23 protein-coding genes and 3 tRNA genes are annotated in these 25167 nt (G+C 73.2%); 17 read left to right on the forward strand and 9 right to left on the reverse strand.

Annotated elements, in window-relative coordinates:
- Window positions 1-14 precede the first annotated feature (14 nt).
- The gene (locus tag KU893_RS08085; protein WP_218233844.1) at window positions 15-1385 is read right to left on the reverse strand and encodes an FAD-binding oxidoreductase; all 1371 of its coding nucleotides are present in this window, start codon (window positions 1383-1385) and stop codon (window positions 15-17) included.
- 137 nt (window positions 1386-1522) lie between these two features.
- Here KU893_RS08085 and KU893_RS08090 point away from each other — a divergent pair, with 137 nt between their 5' ends.
- Window positions 1523-2650: a response regulator transcription factor gene (locus tag KU893_RS08090; RefSeq protein ID WP_218233845.1), complete on the forward strand. Its 1128-nt coding sequence runs from the start codon at window positions 1523-1525 to the stop codon at window positions 2648-2650.
- Window positions 2650-3831: a response regulator transcription factor gene (locus KU893_RS08095; protein WP_218233846.1), complete on the forward strand. Its 1182-nt coding sequence runs from the start codon at window positions 2650-2652 to the stop codon at window positions 3829-3831. The genes KU893_RS08090 and KU893_RS08095 overlap by 1 nt, the downstream gene beginning before the upstream one ends.
- A 4-nt stretch (window positions 3832-3835) precedes the next feature.
- Here KU893_RS08095 and KU893_RS08100 read toward each other — a convergent pair whose 3' ends face one another.
- The 6 genes from KU893_RS08100 to KU893_RS08125 all read right to left on the reverse strand — a co-directional run bounded on the left by KU893_RS08100 (window position 3836) and on the right by KU893_RS08125 (window position 11237).
- Window positions 3836-4873, reverse strand: a complete 1038-nt coding sequence (locus KU893_RS08100; RefSeq protein ID WP_218233847.1) for an ABC transporter ATP-binding protein — start codon at window positions 4871-4873, stop codon at window positions 3836-3838.
- A gap of 1 nt (window position 4874) precedes the next feature.
- Entirely contained in the window at window positions 4875-6329 is a 1455-nt protein-coding gene (locus KU893_RS08105; protein WP_257440772.1) for an ABC transporter permease, read from the reverse strand.
- 83 nt (window positions 6330-6412) lie between these two features.
- Entirely contained in the window at window positions 6413-7429 is a 1017-nt protein-coding gene (locus tag KU893_RS08110; protein WP_218233848.1) for an iron ABC transporter substrate-binding protein, read from the reverse strand.
- A complete protein-coding gene (locus tag KU893_RS08115) occupies window positions 7426-9999 on the reverse strand; it encodes an AMP-binding protein (RefSeq protein WP_218233849.1) in 2574 nt (857 codons plus the stop codon). Before KU893_RS08115 ends, KU893_RS08110 begins: the two co-directional genes overlap by 4 nt.
- 46 nt (window positions 10000-10045) lie before the next feature.
- Window positions 10046-10516, reverse strand: a complete 471-nt coding sequence (locus KU893_RS08120) for a nitroreductase family deazaflavin-dependent oxidoreductase (protein ID WP_218233850.1) — start codon at window positions 10514-10516, stop codon at window positions 10046-10048.
- Window positions 10517-10628: 112 nt separating this feature from the next.
- On the reverse strand, window positions 10629-11237 hold the full coding sequence (locus tag KU893_RS08125; RefSeq protein ID WP_218233851.1) for an RDD family protein: 609 nt from the start codon (window positions 11235-11237) through the stop codon (window positions 10629-10631).
- Between the two features lie 155 nt (window positions 11238-11392).
- Between KU893_RS08125 and mptB the strand changes: the two genes are divergently transcribed.
- Together mptB and KU893_RS08135 are read left to right on the forward strand one after the other, a co-directional pair.
- Window positions 11393-12931, forward strand: coding sequence for a polyprenol phosphomannose-dependent alpha 1,6 mannosyltransferase MptB (mptB, locus tag KU893_RS08130; protein WP_218233852.1), 1539 nt, complete (start codon window positions 11393-11395; stop codon window positions 12929-12931).
- Between the two features lie 121 nt (window positions 12932-13052).
- Complete coding sequence (locus KU893_RS08135) at window positions 13053-14102, forward strand: hypothetical protein (protein ID WP_218233853.1); 1050 nt, start codon at window positions 13053-13055, stop codon at window positions 14100-14102.
- 80 nt (window positions 14103-14182) lie between these two features.
- Here KU893_RS08135 and KU893_RS08140 read toward each other — a convergent pair whose 3' ends face one another.
- Entirely contained in the window at window positions 14183-15310 is a 1128-nt protein-coding gene (locus KU893_RS08140) for a glycosyltransferase (protein WP_218233854.1), read from the reverse strand.
- Window positions 15311-15392: 82 nt separating this feature from the next.
- On the opposite strand from KU893_RS08140, the gene KU893_RS08145 reads away from it, so the two are divergent.
- The 12 genes from KU893_RS08145 to KU893_RS08200 all read left to right on the forward strand — a co-directional run bounded on the left by KU893_RS08145 (window position 15393) and on the right by KU893_RS08200 (window position 23774).
- Window positions 15393-16400, forward strand: a complete 1008-nt coding sequence (locus tag KU893_RS08145; RefSeq protein WP_218233855.1) for a pirin family protein — start codon at window positions 15393-15395, stop codon at window positions 16398-16400.
- The gene (locus tag KU893_RS08150; protein WP_218233856.1) at window positions 16397-16792 is read left to right on the forward strand and encodes a CidA/LrgA family protein; all 396 of its coding nucleotides are present in this window, start codon (window positions 16397-16399) and stop codon (window positions 16790-16792) included. Before KU893_RS08145 ends, KU893_RS08150 begins: the two co-directional genes overlap by 4 nt.
- A complete protein-coding gene (locus KU893_RS08155) occupies window positions 16789-17496 on the forward strand; it encodes an LrgB family protein (RefSeq protein ID WP_218233857.1) in 708 nt (235 codons plus the stop codon). Before KU893_RS08150 ends, KU893_RS08155 begins: the two co-directional genes overlap by 4 nt.
- Window positions 17497-17634: 138 nt before the next feature.
- The gene (locus KU893_RS08160; protein ID WP_218233858.1) at window positions 17635-19032 is read left to right on the forward strand and encodes an amidase; all 1398 of its coding nucleotides are present in this window, start codon (window positions 17635-17637) and stop codon (window positions 19030-19032) included.
- A 62-nt stretch (window positions 19033-19094) separates the two neighbouring features.
- A tRNA-Thr gene (locus tag KU893_RS08165) sits at window positions 19095-19167 on the forward strand.
- Between the two features lie 75 nt (window positions 19168-19242).
- Window positions 19243-19316: transfer RNA gene (locus tag KU893_RS08170), tRNA-Met, on the forward strand.
- A gap of 43 nt (window positions 19317-19359) precedes the next feature.
- Window positions 19360-19530: a 50S ribosomal protein L33 gene (gene rpmG / locus KU893_RS08175; protein ID WP_028654832.1), complete on the forward strand. Its 171-nt coding sequence runs from the start codon at window positions 19360-19362 to the stop codon at window positions 19528-19530.
- A gap of 126 nt (window positions 19531-19656) precedes the next feature.
- Complete coding sequence (locus tag KU893_RS08180; protein ID WP_218233859.1) at window positions 19657-20052, forward strand: FAS1-like dehydratase domain-containing protein; 396 nt, start codon at window positions 19657-19659, stop codon at window positions 20050-20052.
- Window positions 20052-20453: a MaoC/PaaZ C-terminal domain-containing protein gene (locus KU893_RS08185; RefSeq protein ID WP_218233860.1), complete on the forward strand. Its 402-nt coding sequence runs from the start codon at window positions 20052-20054 to the stop codon at window positions 20451-20453. Before KU893_RS08180 ends, KU893_RS08185 begins: the two co-directional genes overlap by 1 nt.
- A complete protein-coding gene (locus KU893_RS08190; RefSeq protein ID WP_218233861.1) occupies window positions 20453-21493 on the forward strand; it encodes a UDP-N-acetylmuramate dehydrogenase in 1041 nt (346 codons plus the stop codon). The genes KU893_RS08185 and KU893_RS08190 overlap by 1 nt, the downstream gene beginning before the upstream one ends.
- 80 nt (window positions 21494-21573) lie before the next feature.
- Window positions 21574-22584, forward strand: a complete 1011-nt coding sequence (locus tag KU893_RS08195; RefSeq protein ID WP_218233862.1) for a hypothetical protein — start codon at window positions 21574-21576, stop codon at window positions 22582-22584.
- A gap of 179 nt (window positions 22585-22763) precedes the next feature.
- Window positions 22764-23774 (forward strand): hypothetical protein, encoded by a 1011-nt coding sequence (locus KU893_RS08200; RefSeq protein WP_218233863.1) that lies wholly within the window; start codon window positions 22764-22766, stop codon window positions 23772-23774.
- Between the two features lie 68 nt (window positions 23775-23842).
- On the opposite strand, the gene KU893_RS08205 is transcribed toward KU893_RS08200, so the two are convergent.
- Window positions 23843-24856 carry an adenosine deaminase gene (locus tag KU893_RS08205; protein WP_218233864.1) on the reverse strand — a complete coding sequence of 338 codons (1014 nt, stop codon included), beginning with the start codon at window positions 24854-24856 and terminating at the stop codon, window positions 23843-23845.
- A 193-nt stretch (window positions 24857-25049) separates the two neighbouring features.
- Between KU893_RS08205 and KU893_RS08210 the strand changes: the two genes are divergently transcribed.
- Window positions 25050-25122, forward strand: a tRNA-Trp gene (locus KU893_RS08210).
- The last annotated feature ends 45 nt before the right edge of the window (window positions 25123-25167 follow it).

The following is a 25167-nucleotide window of genomic DNA, read 5'->3' on the forward strand; positions in this document are numbered from 1 at the left end:
GGCGGCTCCTGCGCTCAGATGCCGTGGTTGGCGACGAACAGCCGGTCCGGGTCGGCGGCGTCGCGGGCCCGGCACAGCCGGACCCAGTCCTCGCCGTCGTAGAAGCGACTCGCGTCGACCTTGGTCTCGGCGAAGGTCGGCACCAGGCTGGTCCGCGACCACGCGCCGAGGGCGCGCACGACCGTGAAGGTGGCCGCCCTGCCGGCGACCGCGGCCTGCGGGGTCGGAGCCATCGCGACGCAGAACAGCGCGTACTCGCCGGGGACGTGGGAGAGCGCCCCGCCACCCGCAGCCGGTACGGCGAACGCGCCGCCGAGCTGGCGCAGCTCGGCGAACATCAGGCCGCTGCGCGTCCCGGGCCCGACCTGCTCGAGGAAGACCTCGATCGCGGCCTCGTCCAGGCTGCCGAGGACGCTGTGGTCGCCGACGGCCGGCGACGGCCCGGGCGGGTCCATGTGGACCTGGAGCAGCGCGGTCGCCGGGATCCGGCCGAAGGTGTCCATCTCGGGCTCGAGCGCGCGGAGCGGAGCGAGCACCGCGGCAGCGTCCTCGTCGGACTCCAGGATCGCGCCGTCGACGACGACGATGTCGCGACCGGACAGGAACGGCGGCAGCTCGGGCAGCGGCGGGAAGCTCATCACCCGCAGCGACGTGGTCGCCGAGTCCGGCGCCGTGCGGCTCCACTCGACCCAGGCGCGGACCACCTCGGGCGCCCGGTCGCGGTCCCACAGCAGCATGCCGGCGTACACGTCGGCGTAGGGCAGCAGGTCGAGCTCGAACGCGACGACGACCCCGAAGTTGCCGCCCCCGCCGCGCACGGCCCAGAACAGCTCCGGCTCCTCGGTGGCGCTCGCCCGGCGCAGGGTGCCGTCCGCGGTGACGACCTCGACGGCACGCAGCGCGTTGACCGCGAGGCCGTGCTGGCGGCCGTAGAACGACAACCCGCCGCCGAGCAGGTAGCCGGCGACGGCGACGTCGGGCGCCGAGCCGTGCAACACCGTCAGGCCGTGCGGCGCCGCCGCGGTGACCACGTCCGCCCACAGCGTGCCGCCGAGGACCCGGGCGGTGCGGGCGTCGGGGTCGACGGTGACGCCGGTCAGGGCGTGCATCCGGACCAGGACGACGTCGTCGAGCGCGCCCTCGGTGAGCGGCGCGGCACCGTGGCCGGAGCTCTGCGGGGCGACCCGCAGGCCGGCCTCGGCCGCAGCCCGGACGACGGCTTGGACCTCGGCCGGCGTGTGCGGGACGGCCACGGCGGCAGGCCGCTGGTCGACGGCCAGGTTCCACGGCGTGCGGGCCGCGTCGTACCCGGGATCGCCCGGGAGGTGGATCTCGCACCCGGACGCGAGCCGGGCCAGGGGAGTCAGGTCAGGAGTCGTGGTCATGGCGCAACCCTGGGTCACCGAAAGGGGAGCGCACCATCCCGATTCCCGGGGTTCTTCGCGGTCCGAGGTTGCTGGGATCCGGACTTCCCCAGAAATATGGGATACGCACCCCCGGGTGCATACGCCACACTGCTCTGGTGGCCCGTGGACTGACTGCTGAGCGTGTGCGCCAGGACGTGGACGTGGTGGCGCGCGCCGGGCTGGACCTCGAGACCTTCCTCGGGGAGGCGCTCGACTCCATCCGCCGGGCCGTGCCGTGGGAGAGCGCCTGCGTCGCGACCCACGACCCCGGCACCCACCTGCTGACCAGCGGCCGGAAGTACGGCGCCATCGAGGGGCAGGACCAGTACGACCACGAGTTCGCGCTGATCGAGTACGGCGAGGTCGAGGCCACCGCGTTCTCCGAGCTGGTCCGCACCGGCACCGACGCCGCCAGCGTGCACCTGGTCCATGACGGCGAGGTCGAGCGCTCGGGGCGGATGGAGCGGTTCATGGTGCCGCACTTCGGCGTGCGCGACGAGGCCCGCCTGGCGTTCCGTGACGGCCGCGAGCTGTGGGGCGCGGCCGCCCTGTTCCGGGGAGCCGACGACCGGCCCTTCGACGCCGACGAGGTCGACTTCCTCGCCTCGCTGGCCGGCCCGCTCGCGCGCGGTGTTCGCGCCGGTGTGCTGACCCGGGTGGCCGACGTGGTCGCGCCGCAGCCCGGTTTCGGGCCGGCCGTGATCATCGTCGGGCCCGACGACCGGGCCACCCAGATGACCCCGACCGCCGAGCAATGGCTCGGCGAGCTGGTCGGCAGCCCGACCCATCCCGACCCGGTCTCCCCGGTGGCCGCGCTCATCGGCGCCGCCCGGCGCTACGCCCGCGGTGAGATCGACAGCCCGCCGCGCTGCCGGCTGCGCACCGCCGGCGGCATGTGGCTGGTCCTGCAGGCCGGCCCGCTGAGCCGGTTCCGTGACCGCGACGGCGACGTGGTGGTCACGATCGAGGAGGCCCGGCCGCCGGAGATCGTGGCGCTCGTCGTCGCCGCCTTCGGGCTGACCCCGCGGGAGCGCGACGTGACCCAGATGGTGCTCCAGGGCATCGACACCAAGGAGATCGCCCGCGCGCTGCACCTGTCGGCCTACACCGTCCAGGACCACCTCAAGTCGGTCTTCGACAAGGCTGGTGTGCGCTCGCGCCGCGAGCTGATCGCGCGCGTCTACTTCGACCAGTACGTCCCGCGGATGGGCGGCGAGCTCGCTCCGTCCGGTTGGTTCGCCTGATGGGGGCGCCCCTCCTGCGCGAGCGGGTCCGGCAGGACGTCGGCGTCGTCGCCCACGCCGGCCTCGACCTCGAGTCCTTCTTCGCCGAGGCCGTCGCGTCGGTCCGCCGGGCGGTGCCGTGGGTCAGCGCCTGCGTCGGCACCATCGACCCCCGCACGCTGCTGCTCACGAGCGACCGCAAGTTCGGCGACCTCGACGAGCAGGAGGACATGCACGACGACCGGTTCGGGCTGATCGAGTACGGTAACCCGGAGCCGACGTCCTTCACGGTCCTGGCCCGGGCCGAGCGACCCGCGGCCGGCGTGCACCTGAGCACCGGCGGCGACCCGGCCAGCTCGCTGCGGATCCGCGACTACCACCAACCCTTCTTCGGCTACCGCGACGAGGTCCGGCTGATGTTCCGCGACGGCCGCGAGGTCTGGGGCGGTATGGGGCTGATGCGCGGCCCCGACGACCGGCCCTTCGACGAGGCCGAGGTCGACTTCCTCGCCTCGCTCGCTCCGGCCTTCGCCCGCGGCGTCCGGCTCGGGCTGCTGGCGACGTTGGCCGCCCCCGACGGCACGGGCGGGACCGACGGCACCGGCGGCACCGACGGCACCGAGCCCCTCGACCTGCCCGAGCTGCCGGGCCCAGCGGTCGTGATCGTCGGCGCCGACGACCGGGTCACCCAGATCACCGGACCGGCCGAACGCTGGCTGGGCGAGCTCGCCTCGGGTGGCCGGGGCGGGATCTCGCCCGCCGTCGTCTCCGGCCTGGTCGGCGCCGCGCGCCGCTACGCGCGCGGCGAGACGACCGACCTGCCGCGCTGCCGGGTCCGTACGCCGCGCGGGCGCTGGCTCGTGCTCCAGGCCGGCCCGCTGAGCGGTCTCGGCAACGCCGGGGGCGACGTCGTCATCACGATCGAGGAGGCCCGCCCGCCGGAGATCGTGGCCCTTGTCGTCGCCGCCTTCGGCCTCACGCCCCGCGAGCGCGACGTCACCCAGCTCGTGCTCCAGGGCGCCGACACCAAGGCGATCGCCAGCACGCTGCACCTGTCGGCGTACACCGTCCAGGACCACCTCAAGGCCGTCTTCGAGAAGGCCGGCGTGCGCTCGCGGCGCGAGCTGATCGCGCGGGTCTACTTCGACCAGTACGTCCCGCGGATGAACAACGGGCTGACTTCGTCCGGCTGGTTCGCCTGAGGCCTCAGCCCGCGAACCCGAGCACGTCGCCGACCACGGCGACCTGGACCTTGTCGCCGGCCGCGGGGACCGAGTCGGCGGGAGTGCGGGCGGTGACCTGCTCGCCGGTGGCGAGCCGGACCCGGATCGTGGCGTCGTGGCCGAAGAAGCTGACGTCGACGACCTCGCCGGGCACCCCGTCCGCGGCGTCGTCGGCGCGGACCTGCAGCTGCTCGGAGCGGACGGCGAACCGGGCCGGGCCGGGCGTCGTGCTCCCGCGCAGCGCGACCTCGCCGAGCGCGCACCGGCCGCGGCCCGCGGCGGTGACCTCGCCGGGCAGCAGGGAGGCGTGCCCGATGAACGCGGCGACGCGGGGGTCCGCCGGCGTCAGGTAGACCGAGGCCGGGTCGGCGACCTGGAGGAACTGGCCCTCGACCATGACGGCGACCTGGTCGGCGAGGGAGAGCGCCTCACCCTGGTCGTGGGTGACGAGGACGGCGGCGGCGTCGGCCGCGCGCAGCGCCCGGACCACCGCGCGGCCGGTCTCCTCGCGCAGTGACGCGTCGAGGGAGGAGAACGGCTCGTCGAGCAGCACCAGGGCGGGTCGCGGCGCGAGTGCGCGGGCGAGCGCGACCCGCTGCTGCTGACCGCCGGACAGCTCGTGGGGGTAGCGCTCGGCGAGGCCCGGGTCGAGCTCGACCAGCCGCAGCGCCTCGGCGACCACGGTCGCGGCGTCGCGGCGCCGGGCTCGCGGCAGGCCGAACGCGACGTTGCGGGCGACGCTGAGGTGGGGGAAGAGCGCGCCCTCCTGGGGGACGTAGCCGATGCCGCGGTGGCGGGCCGGCACGTTGCGTGGACCGCCCACGACCTGGCGTCCCGCCACCTCGATGGTGCCGGCGGTGGGCTCGACGAAGCCGGCGACCGCCCGCAGCAGCGTGGTCTTGCCGCAGCCCGAGGAGCCGAGGATCGCGGTGACACCGGACTCGACGTGGAGGTCGAGCCGCTGGAGCACGCTCGTGCGGCCGTACCCGGCCTCCAGGCCGCGGATCTCGAGTGCAGACATGTCAGTGCCCCCTGGCGCTGAAGCGGGCGAGCAGCCACGTGGACGGGACGGAGAGGACGATGAGGGCGAGCGCGTACGGCGCGGCGGCGCCGTACGCGATCGAGGAGGCGTCGGACCAGAACCTGGTCGCGAGCGTCTCGGTGCCGATCGGTGCGAGCAGCAGCGTCGCGGTCAGCTCGGTGGACACGGCGAGGGCGACGAGGGCGGCCCCCGACGCCAGCCCCGGTACGACGAGCGGCAGGGTCACCCGCCGGGCCACCTCGGGGCCGCTGCAGCCCAGGCTGCGGGCCACCTCCTCGAGGCCGGGCGGCACCAGCTCGAAGGTGCCGCGCACGCTGACGACCGCCCGGGGCAGGAACAAGATGAGGTAGCCGACGAGGAGCAGCGCCAGGGTCTGGTAGAGGTCCGGCACCGCGCGGATCGACACCGTCACCAGCGCCAGCGCGATCACGATGCCCGGCATCGCGCTGGCGGTGTAGACGCTGCGCTCGATGGCCGTGGTGAGGAGGCCGCGGTGCCGTACCGCCAGCCACACCACGGGGATCGCGGCCACGGTGGTCAGTGCGCCCGCGAGCAGGGCGAGCAGCAGGGTGTTGCCGAGGGCGCTGGTCAGCTCGCCGCCGTCGAGGCCGGTGGAGGTGCCGCGGACCAGCCAGCGGACCAGGGCGCCCAGGGGGACGCCGAGCGCCCAGAGCGCGAGCCCGGCCAGGCCGGCGAGCACCAGCGGGCGGCGGCGGCCGAGCCGGACGGGGGTGAACTCCCGGCTGGTGCCCGCGCCCACCCGCGACCGCGGCCGACGGCCGCGCAGCAGGAGCTCGATGCCCAGCAGGAGCAGGCAGAACGTGACCAGCACCAGCGCCAGGAGGGTGGCCTCGGGGCCGTTGAAGACCGTGGCGTACTGCTGCAGGATCGCGGTCGTCAGGGTCGGGTAGTTGAGCAGCTGCAGGGCGCCGTACTCCGCCAGCAGGTGCAGCCCGACGAGCAGCGCGCCCCCCAGCACCGCGGGGCTGATCGCCGGCAGGGTGACCCGGAGGAACACCTGCCACGGGCCCTTGCCCAGCGCGGTCGCGACCTCCTCCACGGCCGGGTCGAGACGGCGCAGCGCCGCGACCGTCGGCAGGTAGACGAGCGGGTAGTAGGAGAGCGTCACCACCATCACCGCGCCGGGGTAGGACTGCACGGCGTGGGTCGTCGAGACCCAGCCGAAGCCGTTGACGAACGCGGGGACGGCGAGCGGTGCGCAGAGCAGGCCGTGCCACCACCCCCGGCCCGGTACGTCGGTCCGCTCGACCACCCAGGCGCCCGCCACGCCCACCACCACGCTGGTCAGCACCCCGGCGACCAGCAGCCGGCTGGTGTTCCACAGCAGCTCCCCGATCCGGGGTCGCCACAGGAAGTCGACGGCCTCGTCGCGGCCGAGCTCGGCCGTGGTCCACAAGACGTAGCCGAGCGGCACCAGCGCCAGGCCGGCGATCGCCAGCCCGACGAGGAGGAGTGCGGGGGTCGAACGGGTCGAGGTCGGACCCGGGTGGCGCAGGCTCAGAGGAAGCCGACCTCCTCGAGGAGGTCGACGACCTTCTCGGCATCCAGGTCGGACACGTTGACCTGCGGCGGCTGGAGCTCGCTGAACTGCTTCGTGACGCCCTCGAGCTGGACGTCCGGGTTGAGCGGGTACTCCAGCGCGTAGCTGTCGGCGAGGATCTGCTGGCCCTTGCGGTCCACCAGGAACTTCACGAACTTGCGGGCCTCGGCCTTCATGTCGCTCGACTCGAGGATGCCGGCGCCGGACACGCTGACGAAGGCGCCCGGGTCGCCGCCGGTGAAGTAGTGCTGCGCGGAGTGGTCGCTGACGTCGCCGTTCTCCTTGCGGTCGCGCTCCCAGTAGTAGTGGTAGACGATGCCGACCTCGACCTCACCGGAGTCGACCGCCTCGAGCACGAGGTTGTTGCCGTCGTACACCTTGCCGTTGGCCTTGATGCCCTCGAGCCAGGCCTTCGTGGCCTCCTCGCCCTCGAGCTCGAGGACGGCCGCGACGATCGCCTGGAAGTCCGCGCCGGTGGGGGAGAAGGAGATCCGGCCCTTCCACTCCGGCTTCGCGAGGTCGAGCAGGGAGGCGGGCAGCTCGGACTCCTCGATCGAGTCGGTGTTGTAGACCAGCACGGTCGAGCGGGCCACGAAGCCGGTCCACAGGCCGCTGCGCGGGCGGTACTGCTCGGGGATGACGTCGAGGATGTCGCTCGGCAGCTCGTCGAACAGTCCGGCGGCCTCGACCTGGGACATGGCCGGGGAGTTCTCGGTCAAGAAGACGTCGGCCGGGGACGCCTTGCCCTCGGCGACGATCTGGTTCGACATCTCCAGGTCCTTGCCGTTGCGCAGCTCGACCTCGATGCCGGTCTCCTTGGTGAACTCCGGGGCGATCTCCTTGAGCAGCGGCTCGTGCTGCGCGTTGTAGATCACCAGCTTCGGCTCGTCGTCGCCGCCGCAGGCGGCCAGGAAGGGCGCGACCAGGCTGAGGCCCGCGATCGCGAGGCCGGTGCGGAGGAGCTGCTTGTTCATCGGACTTCCTCATCGGTTCGTTGGACGGGAGCGTAGTGAGGCAGGGGGAGGGCGAGGGACGCCACCCACCCGGACAGCCGGGCGGACACGCGGTTGACGACCTGCCAGGCGAGCACACCGACCGCGAGCGACGCCAGCAGGCCACCGAGCGGCCAGCGGGTCTCGAACCACGGGTAGACCTGCCAGTGGGTCAGGTAGACGTAGAGCGAAGCGCTCGCGACCACGCCCGTCGGAGCGACGAGCACCCGCGGCCACGGGACGGTCGGCACCCACACGAGGACGGTGACGCCGGCGGCGACGAGCAGGTCGCGGGGCGTGCTGCCGGTGAACCCGGCGCACCCCGCGAGCAGCACCGCGGTCACCAGGACCCGGTCGCGGCGCCCGCGCGCGACGGCGGCCGCCCACCCGGCGAGGAACAGCCACGCCACGAACTGCGAGGAGTGGATGACGTCCCCGTCGTACGACGTCAGGTCGGCCGCGTAGCGCGGGACGAGCGCGACCGTGGCCAGCCCCAGGGCCAGGGGGAACCGGTGGCGGCGCTCGAACGCCAGCACTCGCGGCAGCGCGGTGAGCAGGCCGGCGCCGAGGGTCATGATCAGCACCACCTCGACGAACCAGTAGTACCAAGCCGGCTCGGACCAGGCGCGCGCCCCGAGGAGGTCGTTGAGCAGGAACACGGTGCGCCAGCCGGGTTCGCCGGTGAGGAGCGCGACCGCGCCGATCCACAGCACCGACGGCACCGCGACCCGGGCCGTGGCGCGGGCGACCCGGCGGACCCGGTCGCGTGGGCCCTCGTCGGCGAGGTGGAAGCGGGCGAAGTTGACCCCCGCGACCGCGAGCAGCACGTGGGCGCCGCCGAGCACCACCCACAGGTTGGTGTGGGAGCCGACGATGAGCACGATCGCCAGCGCGCGCAGCACGATGGTGGTGTCCACCCGCGCCCAGGCCGGGCTCCGGCGTGGTGCGGGCGGGCCCGGGGCGATCCGCGCGGCCAGCTCGGCGACCGTGCGGTTCGGCCAGTCCGCGGGCAGCCGGCCGAGGCGGCTCTCCAGGCGCAGGGAGAGCTCGACGTAGGACAGTGAGTCGCCGCCGAGGCCGACGAAGGACTGGTCGGGGTCCACTGCGGGCAGACCCAGGACCCGGGCGTAGAGACGGGCGAGCGACGCGGCCGGGTCGCCCTCGGCGGGGGCGGTGGCGGCGGGCGTCAGGCCGAGGCGGCCCACCGCCTGCTGGTCGAGCTTGCCGTTGGGCAGCCGTGGCAGCGCCGGCACGGGCACCACCAGCGCGGCGTGGGCCGGGAGCCCGGTTGCGGCGGTGGCCGCGGCACCCACCTCCGCGAGGGTCGCGGCGTCCGGGGCCCCGGGGACGGCGACCACGAGGCGGGTGCCGTCGGCGGACTCGGCGCAGCCGACGTCGTGGCCCCCGAGGCCGAGCAGCGTCTGCACCCGGTCCAGGTCGATCCGCTGCCCGAACAGCTTGGCGAATCGGGAGCGGCGAGCGACGATCTCGACCAGCCCCTCGGCCGTGAACCGCGCGAGGTCGCCGGTGCGCAGCTCGCCGGGACCGGCCGGGAGGGCGAGGTCGGCCGGCCTCTCGGCGTACCCCATCATCACGTTGGGGCCGCGGTACACGAGCTCGCCGACGCCGTCCCCGGCGCCCTCGACCGGGTCGAGCCACAGCTCGCCGCCGGGGATCGCGACGCCGACGGTGCCGGGGTGGGTGCTGGCCAGCTCGGGCGGGAGGTAGGCCATCCGCGCGGTGGCCTCGGTCTGGCCGTACATCACGACCAGCTCCCAGCCCTCGCGCGCCCCCTGCTCGGCGAGGGCACGGACCCGGTCGGGGGCGAGCCGCCCGCCGGCCTGGGTGACCTGGCGCAGGGTCGGCAGCTGCGGCCAGCCGGCCGTGCCGAGGAGGTCGAAGGTGTAGGGCACGCCCGCGAAGGACGTGACGCCCTCGGTGCGGGCCCGCTCCCACAGCGCGGGGTCGGTCACCGAGCGGTCGTCGAGCACCACCGCCGCCCCGGCCAGCAGGTGGCTGTGCAGCACCGACAGGCCGTAGCAGTAGTCCAGCGGCAGTGTCGTCAGCGCGACGTCGTCGCCGGTGAGGTGCAGGTACGACGCGATGGCGGCTGCGTTGGCGTCGAGGTTGGCCGCCGACAGCCGGACGAGCTTGGGCGACCCGGTCGACCCGGAGGTGCTCAGCAGCAGTCGCAGGTCGGGGTGCAGCACGGGCGCGGTCGTCCGCGCGGCCCGCCAGCGCCCGCCGACCCGCTCGACCGAGGCGCCGTACGCCCGGGCCAGGCCGTCGTCGTGGGTGAGCAGGCTCGCGTGGCCCCCGGTGAACGCAGCCAGCCAGGTCACCACGAACTCGGCCGTGGCCGCCGGGCGGAGCCGGACCAGCTGGCCCGGGCCGAGCGCGGCGAGCTGGTCACGGGCGGTCGTGACCCGCCGGTCGAGCTCGGCGTAGGTCAGCGTGCCGGACGTCGTCCGGAGGGCGGGGCGCTCGCCGTGGCGCGCGAGGTCGTCGGCGATGCCCGCCGCGACCTTGGTGCCCGTTCCGCGTCCCCCCACGGCTCCAGGCTAAAGCAAGGCTGCCCTTAATGCGGAAAGCCTGCCCTTACTGAGACGGGCTGAGCAGGAACACCGGGATCACCCGGTCGGTCCACGCGACGTACTTGTCGTAGTTCGGCCACACCGTGACCATGTGGGCCCAGGCCTTCGCCTTCTCGTCCCCGGTCAGCTCGCGCCAGGTGCACGTGTGATCGCGCCCCCGGTAGGAGAGGTGGGCCGTCTCGGTCGCGCGCAGGTTGAGCGTCCACGCCGGTGCCTTCGGGCCGCCGAAGTGCGATCCGGCGACCAGCCAGCCGCCCTGCCACGGCACGCACAGCAGCGGGGTGGACCTCGAGACCCCCGACCGACGACCCGGCACGGTGAGCATCAGGTTGGGCAGACCGGCGAGGTCGAGGATGCTGAGCCTGCCCCGCGTCAGTCGCTGCAGGCGGGTGTCGGTCCAGGTGATCTGGGGGAGCAGCTTCGGCATCCATGGCTGGGAGCCGAGCTTGATCGCGACGGGGGTGAACAGACCCATGGCCGAACCCTAGAACGCGTTCTCGGCTTCGGGGGAAACCTCGGGAAGCGTCCGCGGGAACGGCGACGGGGCGCCCTCCGGGTGGAGGGCGCCCCGTCGTACGACGAGCAGGTCAGCCGACCTGCATGACGCGGGTGCCGCCCGCGAACTTGTCGTGCCAGCCCTGGTGGTTGGGCTGGTCGTTGTTGAGCGTGATCGCGATGTAGATCACGACCGCCAGCGGGACCGCCCAGCCGAGGAAGAACCACCCGACGAACGGGATGATGCTGAGGATGCCCAGCGCGGAGTAGGCGTTGCGCTTGATGGCCTGCTCCATGGTCGGCTTGCTGACGCCGTCGGGGCCGTAGGTCCGCAGCTTCATGACCATCTTGCCGACGGTCTGCCCCGAGTTGGATTCCATGAAGGCGAAGTAGCCGAGGTAGGCGGCGGCCTGGACGATGGCCGTGACCGTGTAGAACAGGAAGTACTCGCCGAACGAGTGCACGAACCCGGTCAGGAAGATCCCGCTGAAGACCGCGTAGAGGATCGCGTAGACGATCCCCAGCAGGATGTGGTCGATGAGCCGCGCCAGGAAGCGGTTGAGCAGCTCGGCCGGACGGGGCACGCCGGTGGGGGCGCCGCCGTACGGCTGCTGCGGCTGCGGCGGACCGCCGTAGCCACCCGGCGGGGGCGGCGGCGTACCGCCCGGCGGGGGCGGCGGAGGCGGCTGGTTGAAGGACATCAGGTCTCCTCGAGTCAGTCATGGACACGGGTGCGTGCCCAGGGGGTGGCAGCAATGTAGTGCGGAAAGGTGCCTCCGAGTCGGCATTGCGAGCGTTCTTGCCCCGTTGCCCGGCCGTTCAACCCACTGATGCCGGGTCCTCCTACCTTCCGAGCGTGATCGCTCGCGGAACGCTCGGCAGCCTGCTCGTGCTGCTCGGGGGACTCGTCACGGCAACGCTGCCGGCCTCGACCCCGGTGCTGCGGCTGGGCACCCTCGGCGCGCTGCGTGCCCACGAGGTCGGCCGGATGGCCGGCCTGGTGGTGGTCCTGGTGGGCCTGGGCCTGTTGGCGAACGCGTGGCTGCGGCTGTGCCGCACCGTCGCGGTCGGCGACCGCGAGACCACCGACCCGGTCGACGGGGTCGCCCTCGTGCGGTTCGCGGCCGTCGTCTGGTCGGCGCCGCTGCTGCTGGCCCCGCCGCTGTTCTCCCGGGACGGCTGGTCGTATGCCGCGCAGGGCAAGCTCGCCGAGGTCGGCCTGTCGCCGTACGTCGTCGGGCCGGGTGCGCTCGCACCGGAGACCTTCCTCCCGCTGCCGGGCTGGATCACCGGTCCGCCGATCGTGCAGGCGGTCGACCCGATGTGGTGGGACACCGCGACGCCGTACGGGCCGGTCCCGGTGTTCCTCGGCGCGATCGTCGCCCACGTCACCGGCAACCCGTGGATCCTGGTGATCGCGCACCGTGGGTTCGCGCTGGTCGGGCTCGTGCTGCTGGCCTGGGCGGTGCCGCGGCTCGCGGCGTGGGGTGGCGCCAACCCGGCCGTCGCCACCGCCCTGGTCATCGTGTCGCCGCTGATGATGGCCAACGGTGTCGCCGGCCTGCACAACGACCTGCTCATGGTCGGCCTGATGGCGGCCGCGCTGGTCGTGGCCGTCGATCGAGGCTGGGTGTGGGGAGCGGTGCTCGCGGGCGTCGCCGCGGGCGTCAAGGTGCCCGGCGGCCTGGTGGCGGTGGGCATCGTGCTCGTCTCGCTGCCCGCAGGAGCCGACCTGGTCGCCCGGCTGCGCCGATGCGGCGCGGTCGGTGCGGTGTCGGTCGGCACCCTGGTCGGCCTCGGTGTCGTCACCGGGATCGGCAACGGCTGGCTGGGCGCCCTCACCGTCCCCGGCGAGATCAACACCCCGCTCTCGGCCACCACCCTGGTCGGCGGCGTCCTCGACTGGCTGGCCCTCCACCTCGGCCTCGGTACCGACCCCGCCTTCTTCCGCGACCTGGTCCGCGCCGTCGGCCTGCTCGCCGCCCTGGCGATCGGCGCCTGGGTCGGCCTGCGCTGGCCCACCGGCTCCCGTCGTACCGCGATCGCGGCCGTCGCGACCGCCGGCGGCGCGTTCGTCGTCCTCTCGCCCGTCGTGCACCTGTGGTACTTCCTGCTGCTGCCGCCCTTCCTCGCCGCCCAGCGGCTGCCGCGCCAAGCGAGCGGTGTCTTCGTCGCCGTGTCCGTGCTGCTCGGCCTGGTCGCGCCCCTCGACTCCTCGCTGCACGGCGCCTACTACGCCATCGTGATCGGCTGCATGACCGTCGCGCTGCTGATGCCGGTCCTGCTGCTCACCCCGCCCGCCCGCGAGCGGCTGGCCCGGATCGTGACACCGCTCGCGCCGCCGCTTGTAACTATGGGTTACAGCACGAAAACCGGTGCAGGAACGCCCGGGTAGTGGCCACAGCGCCCGGGTGGTCGTCCCTTTGCGGGCCGGAACGAGCGCCGGTCGTACGCGGTCATCCACAGGTCCGGGAAACCCACGTGTCGACCGCGTTGCCGGAGGCAAGTGTCCAGCCATGCATCCTCGGGTCCTGGCGGCACTGGCCGCGAACGGCGGTCTGATCACGCGCCACGAGCTTCACGACCTCGGCATCGGTCCGGGCCAGGTCCGGTCGTTGCTGCGGCGACGGCGAGGCGAGGCCGAACCTCGACTCCGCGTGCTCCGGCGCGGGATCTTCACCGCCACCGACATCTGGAACGCGCTTGACGCGTACGTCGGCCGGCCGCTGTTGCTCGCGCGCGCTGCCGGCCTCGCGGCGAAGCGGGACTGGGTGCTGAGCCACGACTCGTCCTGCCATCTCCAGGAGCTCCCGATGCTGCGTCCGAAGGTGCCGCTCGTCCACCTCACGAGGCCTGGCTGGACCAACGCCTGGACCGAGTACGGCGTCAAGCACCACCTGGCACCGTTCGACCCCACGCAGGTGGTCGTCGTCGACGGCGTGCGTGCGCTCGGCCTCGCTCGCACCGCCGGCGGCCTCGGCCGGGGGCCACGGGTACGGCCCGGTCTGGTGGCGTGTGACGCGGCGATGAGGCGGGGCGTGGGCCGTGCGGATCTCTGGCGCGCGCTCGACGTCATGCGGAGCTGGCCCGGCGTGAAGGACGCCCGTCCGGCAGTCCAGCTGGCCGATCCGGGAGCCGAGAGCGTGCTGGAGACCTTGGCGCGGGAGCTGGTCGTCGAGGCCGGGATCGGTCAGCCGGAGACGCAGTTCCCGGTGCGAACGACACGAGGTGTGGCCTGGTGCGACCTGCGGGTCGGCAACCTGATGATCGAGGCCGACGGCGAGGTCAAGTACCTCGACGAGGCCGGCGGGGGTCTGTCGGTCGAGCCGCGGCAGACGTGGTTCGACGAGAAGGTTCGGGAGAGGGCGGTCACCGACCGTGGCCTCGTGGTGGTGCGGGTCGTCAACGACGACATCTGGACGCGACGCCGCCGAGCGGAGGCGATCGACCGGATCAGGCGCGCGCATGCCGAGGCGGTCCAGCGATTCGGTCCCGAGATCTCCCCGGACCTGGCCCGCGAGGCGGAGGAGCTCCGTCGACAGTACGGCGATCGTCGCTCGGCCTGAGCCGACCACCCGGGTGCTGTGGCCACCACCCGGGCGTTGTTGCACCGGTTTTCGCGTCGTAACACTTAGTTACAAGCGGCTCAGGCGCTGAGCACGCCCACCTGGTCCCCGGCGTGCAGCGCCAACATCCGCGCCACCGTGCGGTCCCAGCCGTACTGCTCGGCCCGCCGCCGGGCAGCAGTACGACGGCGCGACTCCGGCCGCTCGAGGAGTCGCAGCACGGCGTCGGCCAGTGCCTGGGGGTCGGGTGCGCCCCACGCGCCGCACGACGCGTCGACGAGCTCACGGGCGCCGCCCCGGTCGGCGGTCACGACGGGGGTGCCGCACGCCAGCGCCTCCAGCACCGCGAGCCCGAAGGTCTCGCCGGGGCACACGGACAGGGAGACGTCGGCGGCGGCGAGGCGGTCCCGGAGCGCGGCGCGGCCGTCGACGTACCCGTGGAAGTGGACGGGCGCGTCGCCCGCGATCTCCTCGAGCTCGTCGCGGTGCGGGCCCTCGCCGTACACGTCGAGGCGCAGCGGGATCCCACGCCGGTGCAGCGCGACGGCGGTCGCGACCGCCAGGTGCGGGGACTTCTCGCGGGACAGCCGGCCGGCGTGCACCAGCCGCAGCTCGGACGAGGCGGGGTGGTCGACGGTGGGGCGGTGGAGGGTGGGCCGGAAGGTCGCGAGGTCGACGCCGAGCGGCACCCGCGCGACCGGGCAGCCGACGGCGTCCGCGACGGAGCGGAACTCCCCCTCGGCGTAGGCCGACGTCACGACCACGGTGTCGAAGCTGCGCACGATCAGCCGGTTGAGCAGGCCGATCGACACCTTCGAGGTGGTCTCCAGACCGGTGCGCATCGCGAACATGTCGCCCATCCGCTCGTGGGAGAGCAGCACCGAGCGCACGCCGTTGCGGCGGGCCCACCACGCGACGGGCAGCAGGGTCAGCTTGTCGCTCCACTCGACGCTGGTCGGCGCGAACCGCTCGAGCACCTCGGTGACCCGCCACGGCTCGACGATCAGCCGGTACCCGCCGCCGACCCGCGGCGCCCGCACCTGCACGACGTCGCCGAGCGCGGTCTCCCGGACGGCGTCGACCGGTCCGGGGATGACGAGGAGGCGTTCGGCTCCGGCGGCGACGTACCCCCGGCCGAGCTGCTCGATCGCAGTCCGCATGCCTCCCGAGGTCGCGCCGACGAAGTTGGCCAGCTGGGCGATCCGCACGGGCACACCATCGCGGCGGCGGGTGAACCGCGCGCCACGACCCGACCACGGCCCGGTTGACGGGCGCGAAAGGATGGTGACCATGAGCAACCCGGAAGCCCAGCCCGACGAGGTGATCTGCGAGGGCCGGAGGGCCGCCGGCGTCGAGCTGATGGAGCCGCGGGAGGTGCCGTTGGGCGGCCCCCGGGCGATGCCGGTACGCCGCACCCTGCCGCAGCGGCACCGCTCGCTGATCGGCGCGTGGTGCTTCCTCGACCACTACGGCCCCGACCTGGTCAGCGAGAGCGGCGGGATGGAGGTCGCGCCGCACCCGCACACCGGGCTGCAGACCGTGAGCTGGCTGTTCACGGGCGAGATCGAGCACCGCGACAGCGCCGGGAACGTCGCGATGGTGCGGCCGAAGGAGGTCAACCTGATGACCGCCGGCCGTGGCATCAGCCACTCCGAGGTCTCGACGCCGGAGACGACCGTGCTGCACGGCGCGCAGCTGTGGGTCGCGCTCCCGGACGCCGACCGCGACACGGATCCCGGCTTCCAGCACTACGCGCCGGCCGAGGTCGGCGGGGAGGGCTGGCGGGCGCACGTCTTCCTCGGGTCGCTGCTCGGCGACAGCTCGCCCGTGACGACCTTCACCCCGCTGCTCGGCGCCGAGCTGGTCCTGGACCCCGGGACGACGCTGCGCGTGCCCGTCGACCCCGCCTTCGAGCTCGGCGTCCTCGTCGACCTCGGCTCCGTGTCGGTCGGTGGCGCGGACGGGGTCGAGGCGTCGGTGGCCGACCTCGCCTACGTGCCGCCCGGCGGCGACGAGCTGGCCCTGGTCGCGGGCGCCGACGGGGCGCGCCTCCTCGTGCTGGGCGGGCCGCCGTTCGGCGAGTCGATCGTGATGTGGTGGAACTTCGTGGGCCGCACCCACGAGGAGGTCGTGGCCTACCGCGCCGCCTGGCAGGAGCAGATCACCGGCCCCGACGGCGCCGTGCTGCCGGACAGCCGGCTGGTCGCGCCGGGCCGCTTCGGCGTCGTACCCGACCAGCCGTTGCGCCCGATCCCCGCGCCCGGACTGCCCAACGCGCGGCTCAGGGAACGCCGGTGATCGCAGGCCTCACCTGGCTGCTCGTCTTCCAGGTGCTCGGCGAGGTGGTCGTCCGGGTGCTCGACGTCACGGTTCCCGGGCCGGTCGCGGGGATGCTCCTGATGTTCGTGTTCCTGCGGCTGCGGAGGTACGGCGACGACGGCTCCATCGTCCGCGCCGGCAGCGCCCTGCTGCGGCACCTCCAGCTGTTCTTCGTGCCGGCGGGCGTCGGCATCGTGGTCTACCTGGGGGTGCTGCGCGACCACGCGCTGCCCATCGCGGCCGCCGTGCTGGGCTCCTGGCTGATCGGGTTGGTCGTCGTCGCCTGGACGGCGGTCGGTCTCGAACGGCTGCTCGGCAAGCCCCGCGACGACCTCGAGCCCGGTCCGCACGGCGCCGGGGAGGCGGCGTGAGGGACGACCTCCTCGACCTCGCCCGCTCGCCGTTGGCCCTGCTGCTGGTCACGCTCCTCGGCTACCAGGCCGGCCGTTGGCTGCAGGCCCGGACGGGCGGGCACGCGCTCGCCCAGCCGGTGCTGCCCGCGATCGGCGCGGCCGCCCTGGCCATCACCGTGCTCGACGTCGACTACGCCGACTACCGCAGCGCCACGGAGCTGATCGCCTTCTGGCTCGGTCCGGCGACGGTGGCGCTCGCGATCCCGCTGCACCGGCAGGCCGACCGGCTCAAGGGGTTCGTCGTACCGCTGCTCGTCGCGATCGTCGTCGGTGCCGCGACCTCGATCGTCACCGCCGTGCTGATCGCCCGGGTGCTCGGCGCCGACGAGGTCCTCGAGAAGACCCTCGCCACCAAGGCGGCCACCACGCCCGTCGCGATCGCTCTGACCGACACCCTCGGCGGGATCCCGCCGCTGGCCGCGGTGTTCGCGATCAGCATCGGGATCTTCAGCGCGATCACCGGTCCCGCCACGCTCGACCTGCTGCGGGTCCGCGACCGCCGCGCCCGCGGCCTCGCCGTCGGTGCCGTGTCGCACGGCATCGGTGCCTCCCGGATGCTGCGCGAGGACGAGACCGAGGGCGCCTTCGCCGGCCTCGCCATGGGCCTGTCCGCCCTGGCGATCAGCCTGCTGGTTCCGGTCCTGGCCCTGGTCCTGTTCTGAGCGGGATGTGCTCGGTCGACCTACCGAGCCTGTCGCTGCGCGGCCGGATCGACGACGAAACCGGTAGTTGAACCGCGCGCCGGCGACTTACGACCGTGGTCGGACGCCCGGCGCCCGACGAGGGGCTAGGTTCCCTGCATGCGCGTGCACGCCTTCACCGACGACGCCCTCGACGACCTCGACGCGGTCGGCCTCGCCGAACACCTCGGCGCCGGCAAGCTCTCCGCGGCGGAGGCCGCCGAGGCCGCGATCGCCCGGATCGAGGCGGTCGACGGCGAGCTCAACGCGATGGCGTACGTCGCCTACGACCGGGCTCGCAGCGACGCCCGGAACCTGCGCCCCGGCTACCTGGCCGGCGTCCCCACCCTGGTCAAGGACAACGTCGACGTCGCCGGCATGCCGACCCGGTCGGGCACCGACGCGTGGGAGCCACGTCCGGCGAAGCGCAACGGCGACTTCGCCGACATGTACCTGGCCACGGGGCTGGTGCCGCTCGGCAAGAGCCAGCTCTCCGAGTACGGCTTCAGCGCCTCCGCCGAGCACCCCCGTCTCGGTGCGGTGCGCACGCCGTGGGACACCGAGCGCACCGCCGGCGCGTCGAGCTCCGGCTCGGCCGCGCTCGTCGCCGCCGGCGCCGTCCCCCTCGCCCACGCCAACGACGGCGGCGGCTCGATCCGCATCCCGGCCGCGGTCAACGGCCTGGTCGGACTCAAGCCCACGCGTGGCCGACTGGCGCAGGACAAGCTCTTCCGCGACATGCCGATCCGGATCATCTCCGACGGTGTCGTCACCCGCTCCGTGCGTGACACCGCCGCGTTCTACCGCGAGGCCGAGCGCCACTACCGCAACCTCGACCTGCCGCCGATCGGCGACCTGACCCGGCCGATCAAGCGCCGGCTGCGGATCGCGCTCACCACCAGCGGCGTCGGCCGCAGCGCCGACGCCGAGACCCGCGCCCTCACCGAGCAGACCGCCAGCCTGCTCGAGGATCTCGGCCACACGGTGACCGAGACCGAGGTCCCGGTGGCCCCCTCGTTCGTCGACGACTTCCTGCTCTACTGGGCGCTGCTCGCGCAGGCCATGCTCACCACCGGCCGCCCGTTCCACGGCCGCAGCTGGGACGCCTCGAAGCACGACAACCTCACCCTCGGCCTCGCCCGCCACGCCCGCCGCAACCTGCACAAGGTGCCCGGCGCGATCGCCCGACTCAAGCGCGCCGGCGCCCAGGCCGAGCTCTACCACCAGAAGTACGACGTCGCGCTGACGCCGACGCTCGCGACCGGGACCCCCAAGGTCGGGCACCTCGACCCGACCCAGGACTACGCCACGATCATCGACCGCCTGCTGGACTGGGTGGCCTTCACGCCGTGGCAGAACATCACCGGCGCACCGGCCATCTCGCTGCCCCTCGCCACCACCGCCGGCGGCCTGCCGCAGGGGATGATGCTGGGTGCCGGCCGGGGCCAGGAGGCGGTCCTCATCGAGCTCGCCTACGAGCTCGAGCAGGCTCGTCCCTTCGCCCGGATCCAGGGGTGATCTCCCGAAAAGCGGCGCCGATTTCGGACGGTGCGGCAGCGCGTGTATCGTTCTCCGTCGTTGCCCCTTTAGCTCAGTCGGCAGAGCGTCTCCATGGTAAGGAGAAGGTCTACGGTTCGATTCCGTAAAGGGGCTCTGAGATGGGGCGCCGCCGCACGACCCACCCGGGGTGATCTGGGCCGGGAAGCGCGGAGGGCGCCCTCCTCACGTGGCGGGATAGCTCAGACGGTTAGAGCGCACGACTCATAATCGTGAGGTCACGGGTTCGATCCCCGTTCCCGCTACCGAGTATCCCGGTTCCACCACCAGCAACTCAAAGGACTTCCTGTGGCCAGCAAGAGCAGCGACGTTCGCCCCAAGATCACGCTCGCGTGCGTGGACTGCAAGGAGCGCAACTACATCACCAAGAAGAACCGCCGGAACGACCCCGACCGCATCGAGCTGTCGAAGTTCTGCCCGCGGTGCCGCAAGCACACCGCGCACCGCGAGACCCGCTGACCCAGCGGCTCAACCGTCTTCTCGAAGGCCCGCCTCCCCACCCGGGAGGCGGGCCTTCGACGTACCCGGGCCCGTGCGACTCCCGCTGACTCGCGAGTAGCCGAACCGGCCGACTAGGGTCGAGACATGCCGATCGACGCGTCCCTGGTCGGGCGTGCCTTCCCGCCCACCTCGCCGGTTCCGGTCACGACGGAGGCCGTCACGGCCTTCGCCACGGCCATCGGCGGCGGCGCGACGGCCACCGTCCCGCCGACCTTCCCCATCGTGGTCACCTTCGCGGCCCTGCAGGACTTCCTGGCCGCCGAGCAGGTCGAGCTGTCCCGCATCGTGCACGGCGACCAGCGCTTCCGCTACGAGCGCCCCGTGGTCGTCGGCGACGTGCTCACCGCGACGCTCACCGTCACCGGCGTGCGCTCCATCGGCGGCAACGACATCATCAGCACGTCGAGCGAGCTCACCGACGCGACCGGCGCCCTCGTCTGCACGGCCACCGCCACCCTGGTCCACCGCGGAGGTGCCTGATGACCGCCCTGACGCCCGGTGCCGCGCTCGAGCCGCTCACCTACGAGATCACCCGCGCCGACCTCGTCGCGTACGCCGTCGCGAGCGGCGACCACAACCCGATCCACCAGGACGAGGAGATCGCGCGCGCGGTCGGCCTCCCCGGCGTGATCGCCCACGGCATGTACACCCTCGCGCTGGTCGGTCGTGCCGTCGCGGCCTGGACCGACGAGGCCGAGGTGCTCGAGCTGGGTGCGAAGTTCGTCGCGCCGGTCCTCGTCCCCGCCGAGGGGGCGGCGCGGGTCACCGTCGCCGGCACCGTCGGCGACCGCTCCGACGACGGCCTCCTGACGCTGGCCCTCGAGGTCACCGCCGACGGCACCAAGGTGCTGGGCGCACCCAAGGTGACCGTGCGCGCCTGATGCCCCCGACGACCGCCGCCCCCGCGCTGGCGGACCTGACGACCCTGCGCCTCGGCGGTGCCGCGCGACACTACGTCGCCGCGCCGGACGCGGACGCCCTCGTCGCGGCCGTGACCGAGGCCGACCGGGCCGGCGAGCCGGTGCTCCTCGTGGGCGGCGGCAGCAACCTGGTCGTCGCCGACGAGGGCTTCGCCGGCACCGTCGTCCACCTGACCGGCGGCGGCGTGCAGGTCGTCGAGGACGGCGACCGGGTGGCGGTGACCGTCGCCGCTGGCGAGCCGTGGGACGCCTTCGTCGCCCGCGCCGTCGCCGAGGGCTGGGTCGGCGTCGAGGCCCTCTCCGGCATCCCCGGTACGACGGGCGCCACCCCGATCCAGAACGTCGGCGCCTACGGCCAGGAGGTCGCCCAGACGATCACCGCGGTCACCGTCTGGGACCGCGTGCTGCGCGGGTCGCGCACCTTCACCGGCGACGAGTGCCGCTTCTCCTACCGCCACTCGCGGTTCAAGGCCGACCCCGGCCGCCACCTCGTCCTCGACGTGACCTTCGGCCTCGACCGCGGGGAGCTGTCCGCCCCGGTGGCCTACGCCGAGCTGGCCCGCACCCTCGGCGTCGCGGTGGGGGAGCGGGCTGCGCTGGTCGCCGTACGGGAGGCGGTGCTGGGGCTGCGCCGCGGCAAGGGCATGGTCCTCGACGCAGTCGACCACGACACCTGGAGCGCGGGCTCGTTCTTCACCAACCCGTTCGTCGACCCGACACAGCTGCCCGAGGGCGCGCCGTCGTACCCCCAGCCGGACGGACGCGTGAAGACCAGCGCCGCGTGGCTGATCGAGCATGCCGGCTTCGCGAAGGGCTTCGGGCTCGAGCGTCCCGACGCCCGGGTCTCGCTGTCGACCAAGCACACCCTGGCGCTCACCAACCGCGGCGGTGCCACCACGGCGGCCCTGCTCGACCTCGCGCGCGAGGTGCGCGACGGGGTCAGGCAGCGCTTCGGGATCGAGCTGGTCAACGAGCCGGTCCTCGTCGGCTGCGCCCTGTGACGTTTGGGGACCTCCCCGCGGCGGTATGCCGAGCGGGGCGCGCCATGGGAGCGCGCCGTCCAGCTCTCGAGGAGAAGTCCGTGAACCGTCCTGCCCGGCGTCGTACCGCCGCCTGTGTTGCTGTCGCCGCGATCGCTGCCGGTGGCCTGGCCAGCATCCCGAGCTCCGCGCTCGCCACGGTGGACTACACCACGGTCGGCGGCCGCACCTACGCGTCGGCGAGCATCCCCTCCGGCCAGACCTACACCTGCAACCGGTCGGGCACGGCCGACGGCAGCAACAACGTGACCTGGACCGACAACGGCGTCCCGGTGACGCGCTCCTTCGCCACCTCGACCACCTTCACCCGCTCCAACGCCACCACCGACAAGACCACCGTGCAGACGTCCGGCTCGGCCACGGTCACCGCGACCCCGGTGTCGACCGGCGCGGCGCCTGCGACCATCACGGGCTCGGCGAGCGTCACGGCCAGTGCCACCTCGGCCCTCGCCTCGACCGGCTGCACCGTGTACGGCGACGCCTACCGTCGCGCCGAGGGCGGGTTCACCCTCACCCAGCCGATGTGGGCGACGATCTCGGGCTCCGGCGACGGCACCGGCCGCGGCTCGGTCTACGTCTACGACGAGACGAGCCAGACCGGCATCGAGCTCGGTCCCCGGGCGTCCGGCAGCACGACGGTGCTGCTGCCGGCGGGAGAGGTCGGCGTCTCCTTCGGCGCCGACGTCTACGTCAGCGCCAGCGGCACGCGTGAGGAGGCGGCGTCCTACTCGGGCACCTTCCGCATCGACCTGCAGCCGGTCGGCGCGGCCGGTGCGGTCGACGGCAAGGGGGCCGGGTACGTCCAGCTGGGCGCGCGGGACTGCGCCACCGGCACCGTGGCCGCCGTCGTCACGAAGAAGGCGAAGAAGAAGGCCCGCAGCGTCCTGGTGCGCGCCAACGGAGCCAAGGTCGCCAAGCTGAAGGGCAAGAAGCTGAAGCCGACGATGCTGGCCGTGCCGGCGAACCGCCTCGCCCCCGTCACCGTGAGCGCCAAGGTCGCGCTGAAGAACGGCAAGAAGGCCACCGTGACCCGGTCCTACCTCGCCTGCTGACGCCGGGGAGGCGTGAGGACTCCTTCTGTGGTCGCCCAGCCCTCGGAATCGTGGGCTGGGCGGAAGGTAAAGAAAGCCCGATCCTCCCGTCGGGGCCGGTCGCACTCGTTAGCGTCGCAAGCCCGACCCCTGGACGGTGCTGGACCGAGGCGCCGCCGAACCTTCTCGAGGAGCTCTTGATGAAGCGAACTTCCGTCCGGCGCGGTGCCGTCGGACTTGCCTTGGGCGCGCTGGCGGCCACCGGTCTGGCCAGCATCGCTGCGCCATCCCACGCGGCAGTGGGCAATCCCTCGCTGTCGGCGAACTCCAGCTTCCACAACGAAATGGGCACGTGCACGCCGTCGGCCAACCTGCCCGACCCGGCCGACGCGCCGTGGAGCGACAACGGCTTCCCGGTCAGCCTCGCGACCTCCGAGGCCGGCACAGTCACCAACGACGGCAACCCGGTCGACGTCACCGACGTGAAGTCGAGTGCCGTGGGTACGGTCACCGCAAGCCCGTTCACCGGCGGGGCCACCACGATCAAGCTCACGGGCAGCGCCTCGGCCTCCGCGATCCCGCGGCTGGCGGCGTCGTCCTGTGACGCCCACGTCTCGGCCTACGCCAACGCCGACGGCGAGTACACGCTGACGCAGCCGATGTGGGCCACGATCACCGTGACATCCAGTGGCACGGGTTCCGCCACCATCAGTGGCGGCGTCTCCACCAACGACTCGGAGAACTTCCTGTCCGGCGGTTCGCGCGGCAAGGGCACCCTGAGCGTCTACCTGCCGGCCGGCAAGGTCCAGGTCAGCCTGACCGCTGCTGCGGAGGCGCATGGTCGTCCGGACGGCACACACGCATCGACGGTCTCGGGCGGGGTCACCATCGACCTGGTCCCCGCCGGCACGGGATCTGCTGTGACGAGCAAGGCCAAGGGCAAGCGCTACGTCGGCCTCGGCTCGCGTGACTGCGCGACCGGCAGTGTCGCCGCCACGGTGACCAAGAAGGCGAAGAAGTCGGCGTCGCAGATCACCTTCAAGGTCGACGGCGCCAAGGTCGCTGGGCTGAAGGGCAAGAAGATCAAGAAGATCAAGAAGCGGACCCTGGCGCTCGCGGCCCCGAAGGCCGCCGATGTGACGGTGACGGCGAAGATCAAGCTCAAGAACGGCATGCGCGCCGAGGTGTCCCGGGACTACCTGGGCTGCTGACGACCCACCGCTCGGAGAGACTGCGGGCCCGGCCGATCCGGCCGGGCCCGCAGTGCGTCTGTGGCGCGTCAGGACGGGGCGAGCCAGGCGTCGATGTCGCCCAGTGCGGCGTCGACGACGTCCTTGGGCGCGCGGCTGGCGCGGAAGGACATCCGGGCCAGCTCGGCCAGCTGCTCGTCGCTGAGGTCGTGGGCGGCCCGCATGGTCGCGTACTGCCCCGCGAGCCGGGACCCGAACAGGAGAGGGTCGTCGGCTCCGAGGGCCACGGTCGCGCCGGCCTCCAGCAGGGTCGGCAGCGGGACCGAGGTGAGGTCGCTGTAGACGCCGAGGGCCACGTTGGAGACCGGGCAGACCTCGAGGGCCACGCCGGCGTCGACGATGCGGGCCAGCAGGTCCGGGTCCTCGGCCGCGCGTACGCCGTGCCCGAGGCGTCCGGCGTGCAGCGCGTCGAGGCACACCCGGATGTGCTCGGGCCCGCGCAGCTCACCGCCGTGGGGCGCGAGCAGCAGGCCGGCCCGCTCGGCGATGGCGAAGGCGCCGGCGAAGTCGGAGGTCCGTCCGCGGCGCTCGTCGTTGGACAGCCCGAAGCCGACGACCCCGCGGTCGACGTACTGGCTGGCGAGCCGGGCCAGGGTGCGGGCGTCCAGCGGGTGGCGGGTCCGGTTCGCGGCGATGACCACCGCGATGCCGAGACCGGTGCGCGCGGAGGCGTCGCGCACGGCGTCGAGGACGAGGTCGGTGAAGGCGGTGATGCCGCCGAAGCGGGCGGCGTACCCGCTCGGGTCGACCTGGATCTCCAGCCAGCGGCCGCCGTCAGTGACGTCGTCCTCGGCGGCCTCGAGCACGAGACGGCGGACGTCGGCCTCGGTGCGCAGCACGGACCGGGCGACGTCGTAGAGGCGCTGGAAGCGGAACCAGCCCTTCTCGTCGGCCGCGGTCAGCTGCGGCGGCCATTCCTCGACGAGGGCGTCGGGCAGGTGGATCCCGTCGCGGGCGGCCAGCTCCAGCAAGGTGGTGTGGCGCATCGACCCGGTGAAGTGCAGGTGGAGGTGCGCCTTGGGCAACGCCGTGAGATCCCGCACGGGGTCATCCTAGGAGGACGACGGGTGACACCGGCGGCTCCCGGGGCCGAGCCGGGGCCGGGAGCTGACCGTTGGAACTGGTCCGTACTTTGGTCGGTACCCGGTGCGTCTGTAGAGTGCTCTCCGGTGGATCTTTCCCCCATGCTCAGTCGCGCCCGAGGGCGGGACCCGGGCCAGGGGGAAGAAGCCGCGGAGGGCACTAGCTCAACTGGCAGAGCATCGGTCTCCAAAACCGAAGGTTGGGGGTTCAAGTCCCTCGTGCCCTGCAAGACGTGACGACCAGCCGGCCGGAGGGTCGGCTGCTGACAAGG

The sequence above is a fragment of the Nocardioides daeguensis genome (genome assembly GCF_019192965.1).
GTDB classification, from domain to species: domain Bacteria; phylum Actinomycetota; class Actinomycetes; order Propionibacteriales; family Nocardioidaceae; genus Nocardioides; species Nocardioides daeguensis.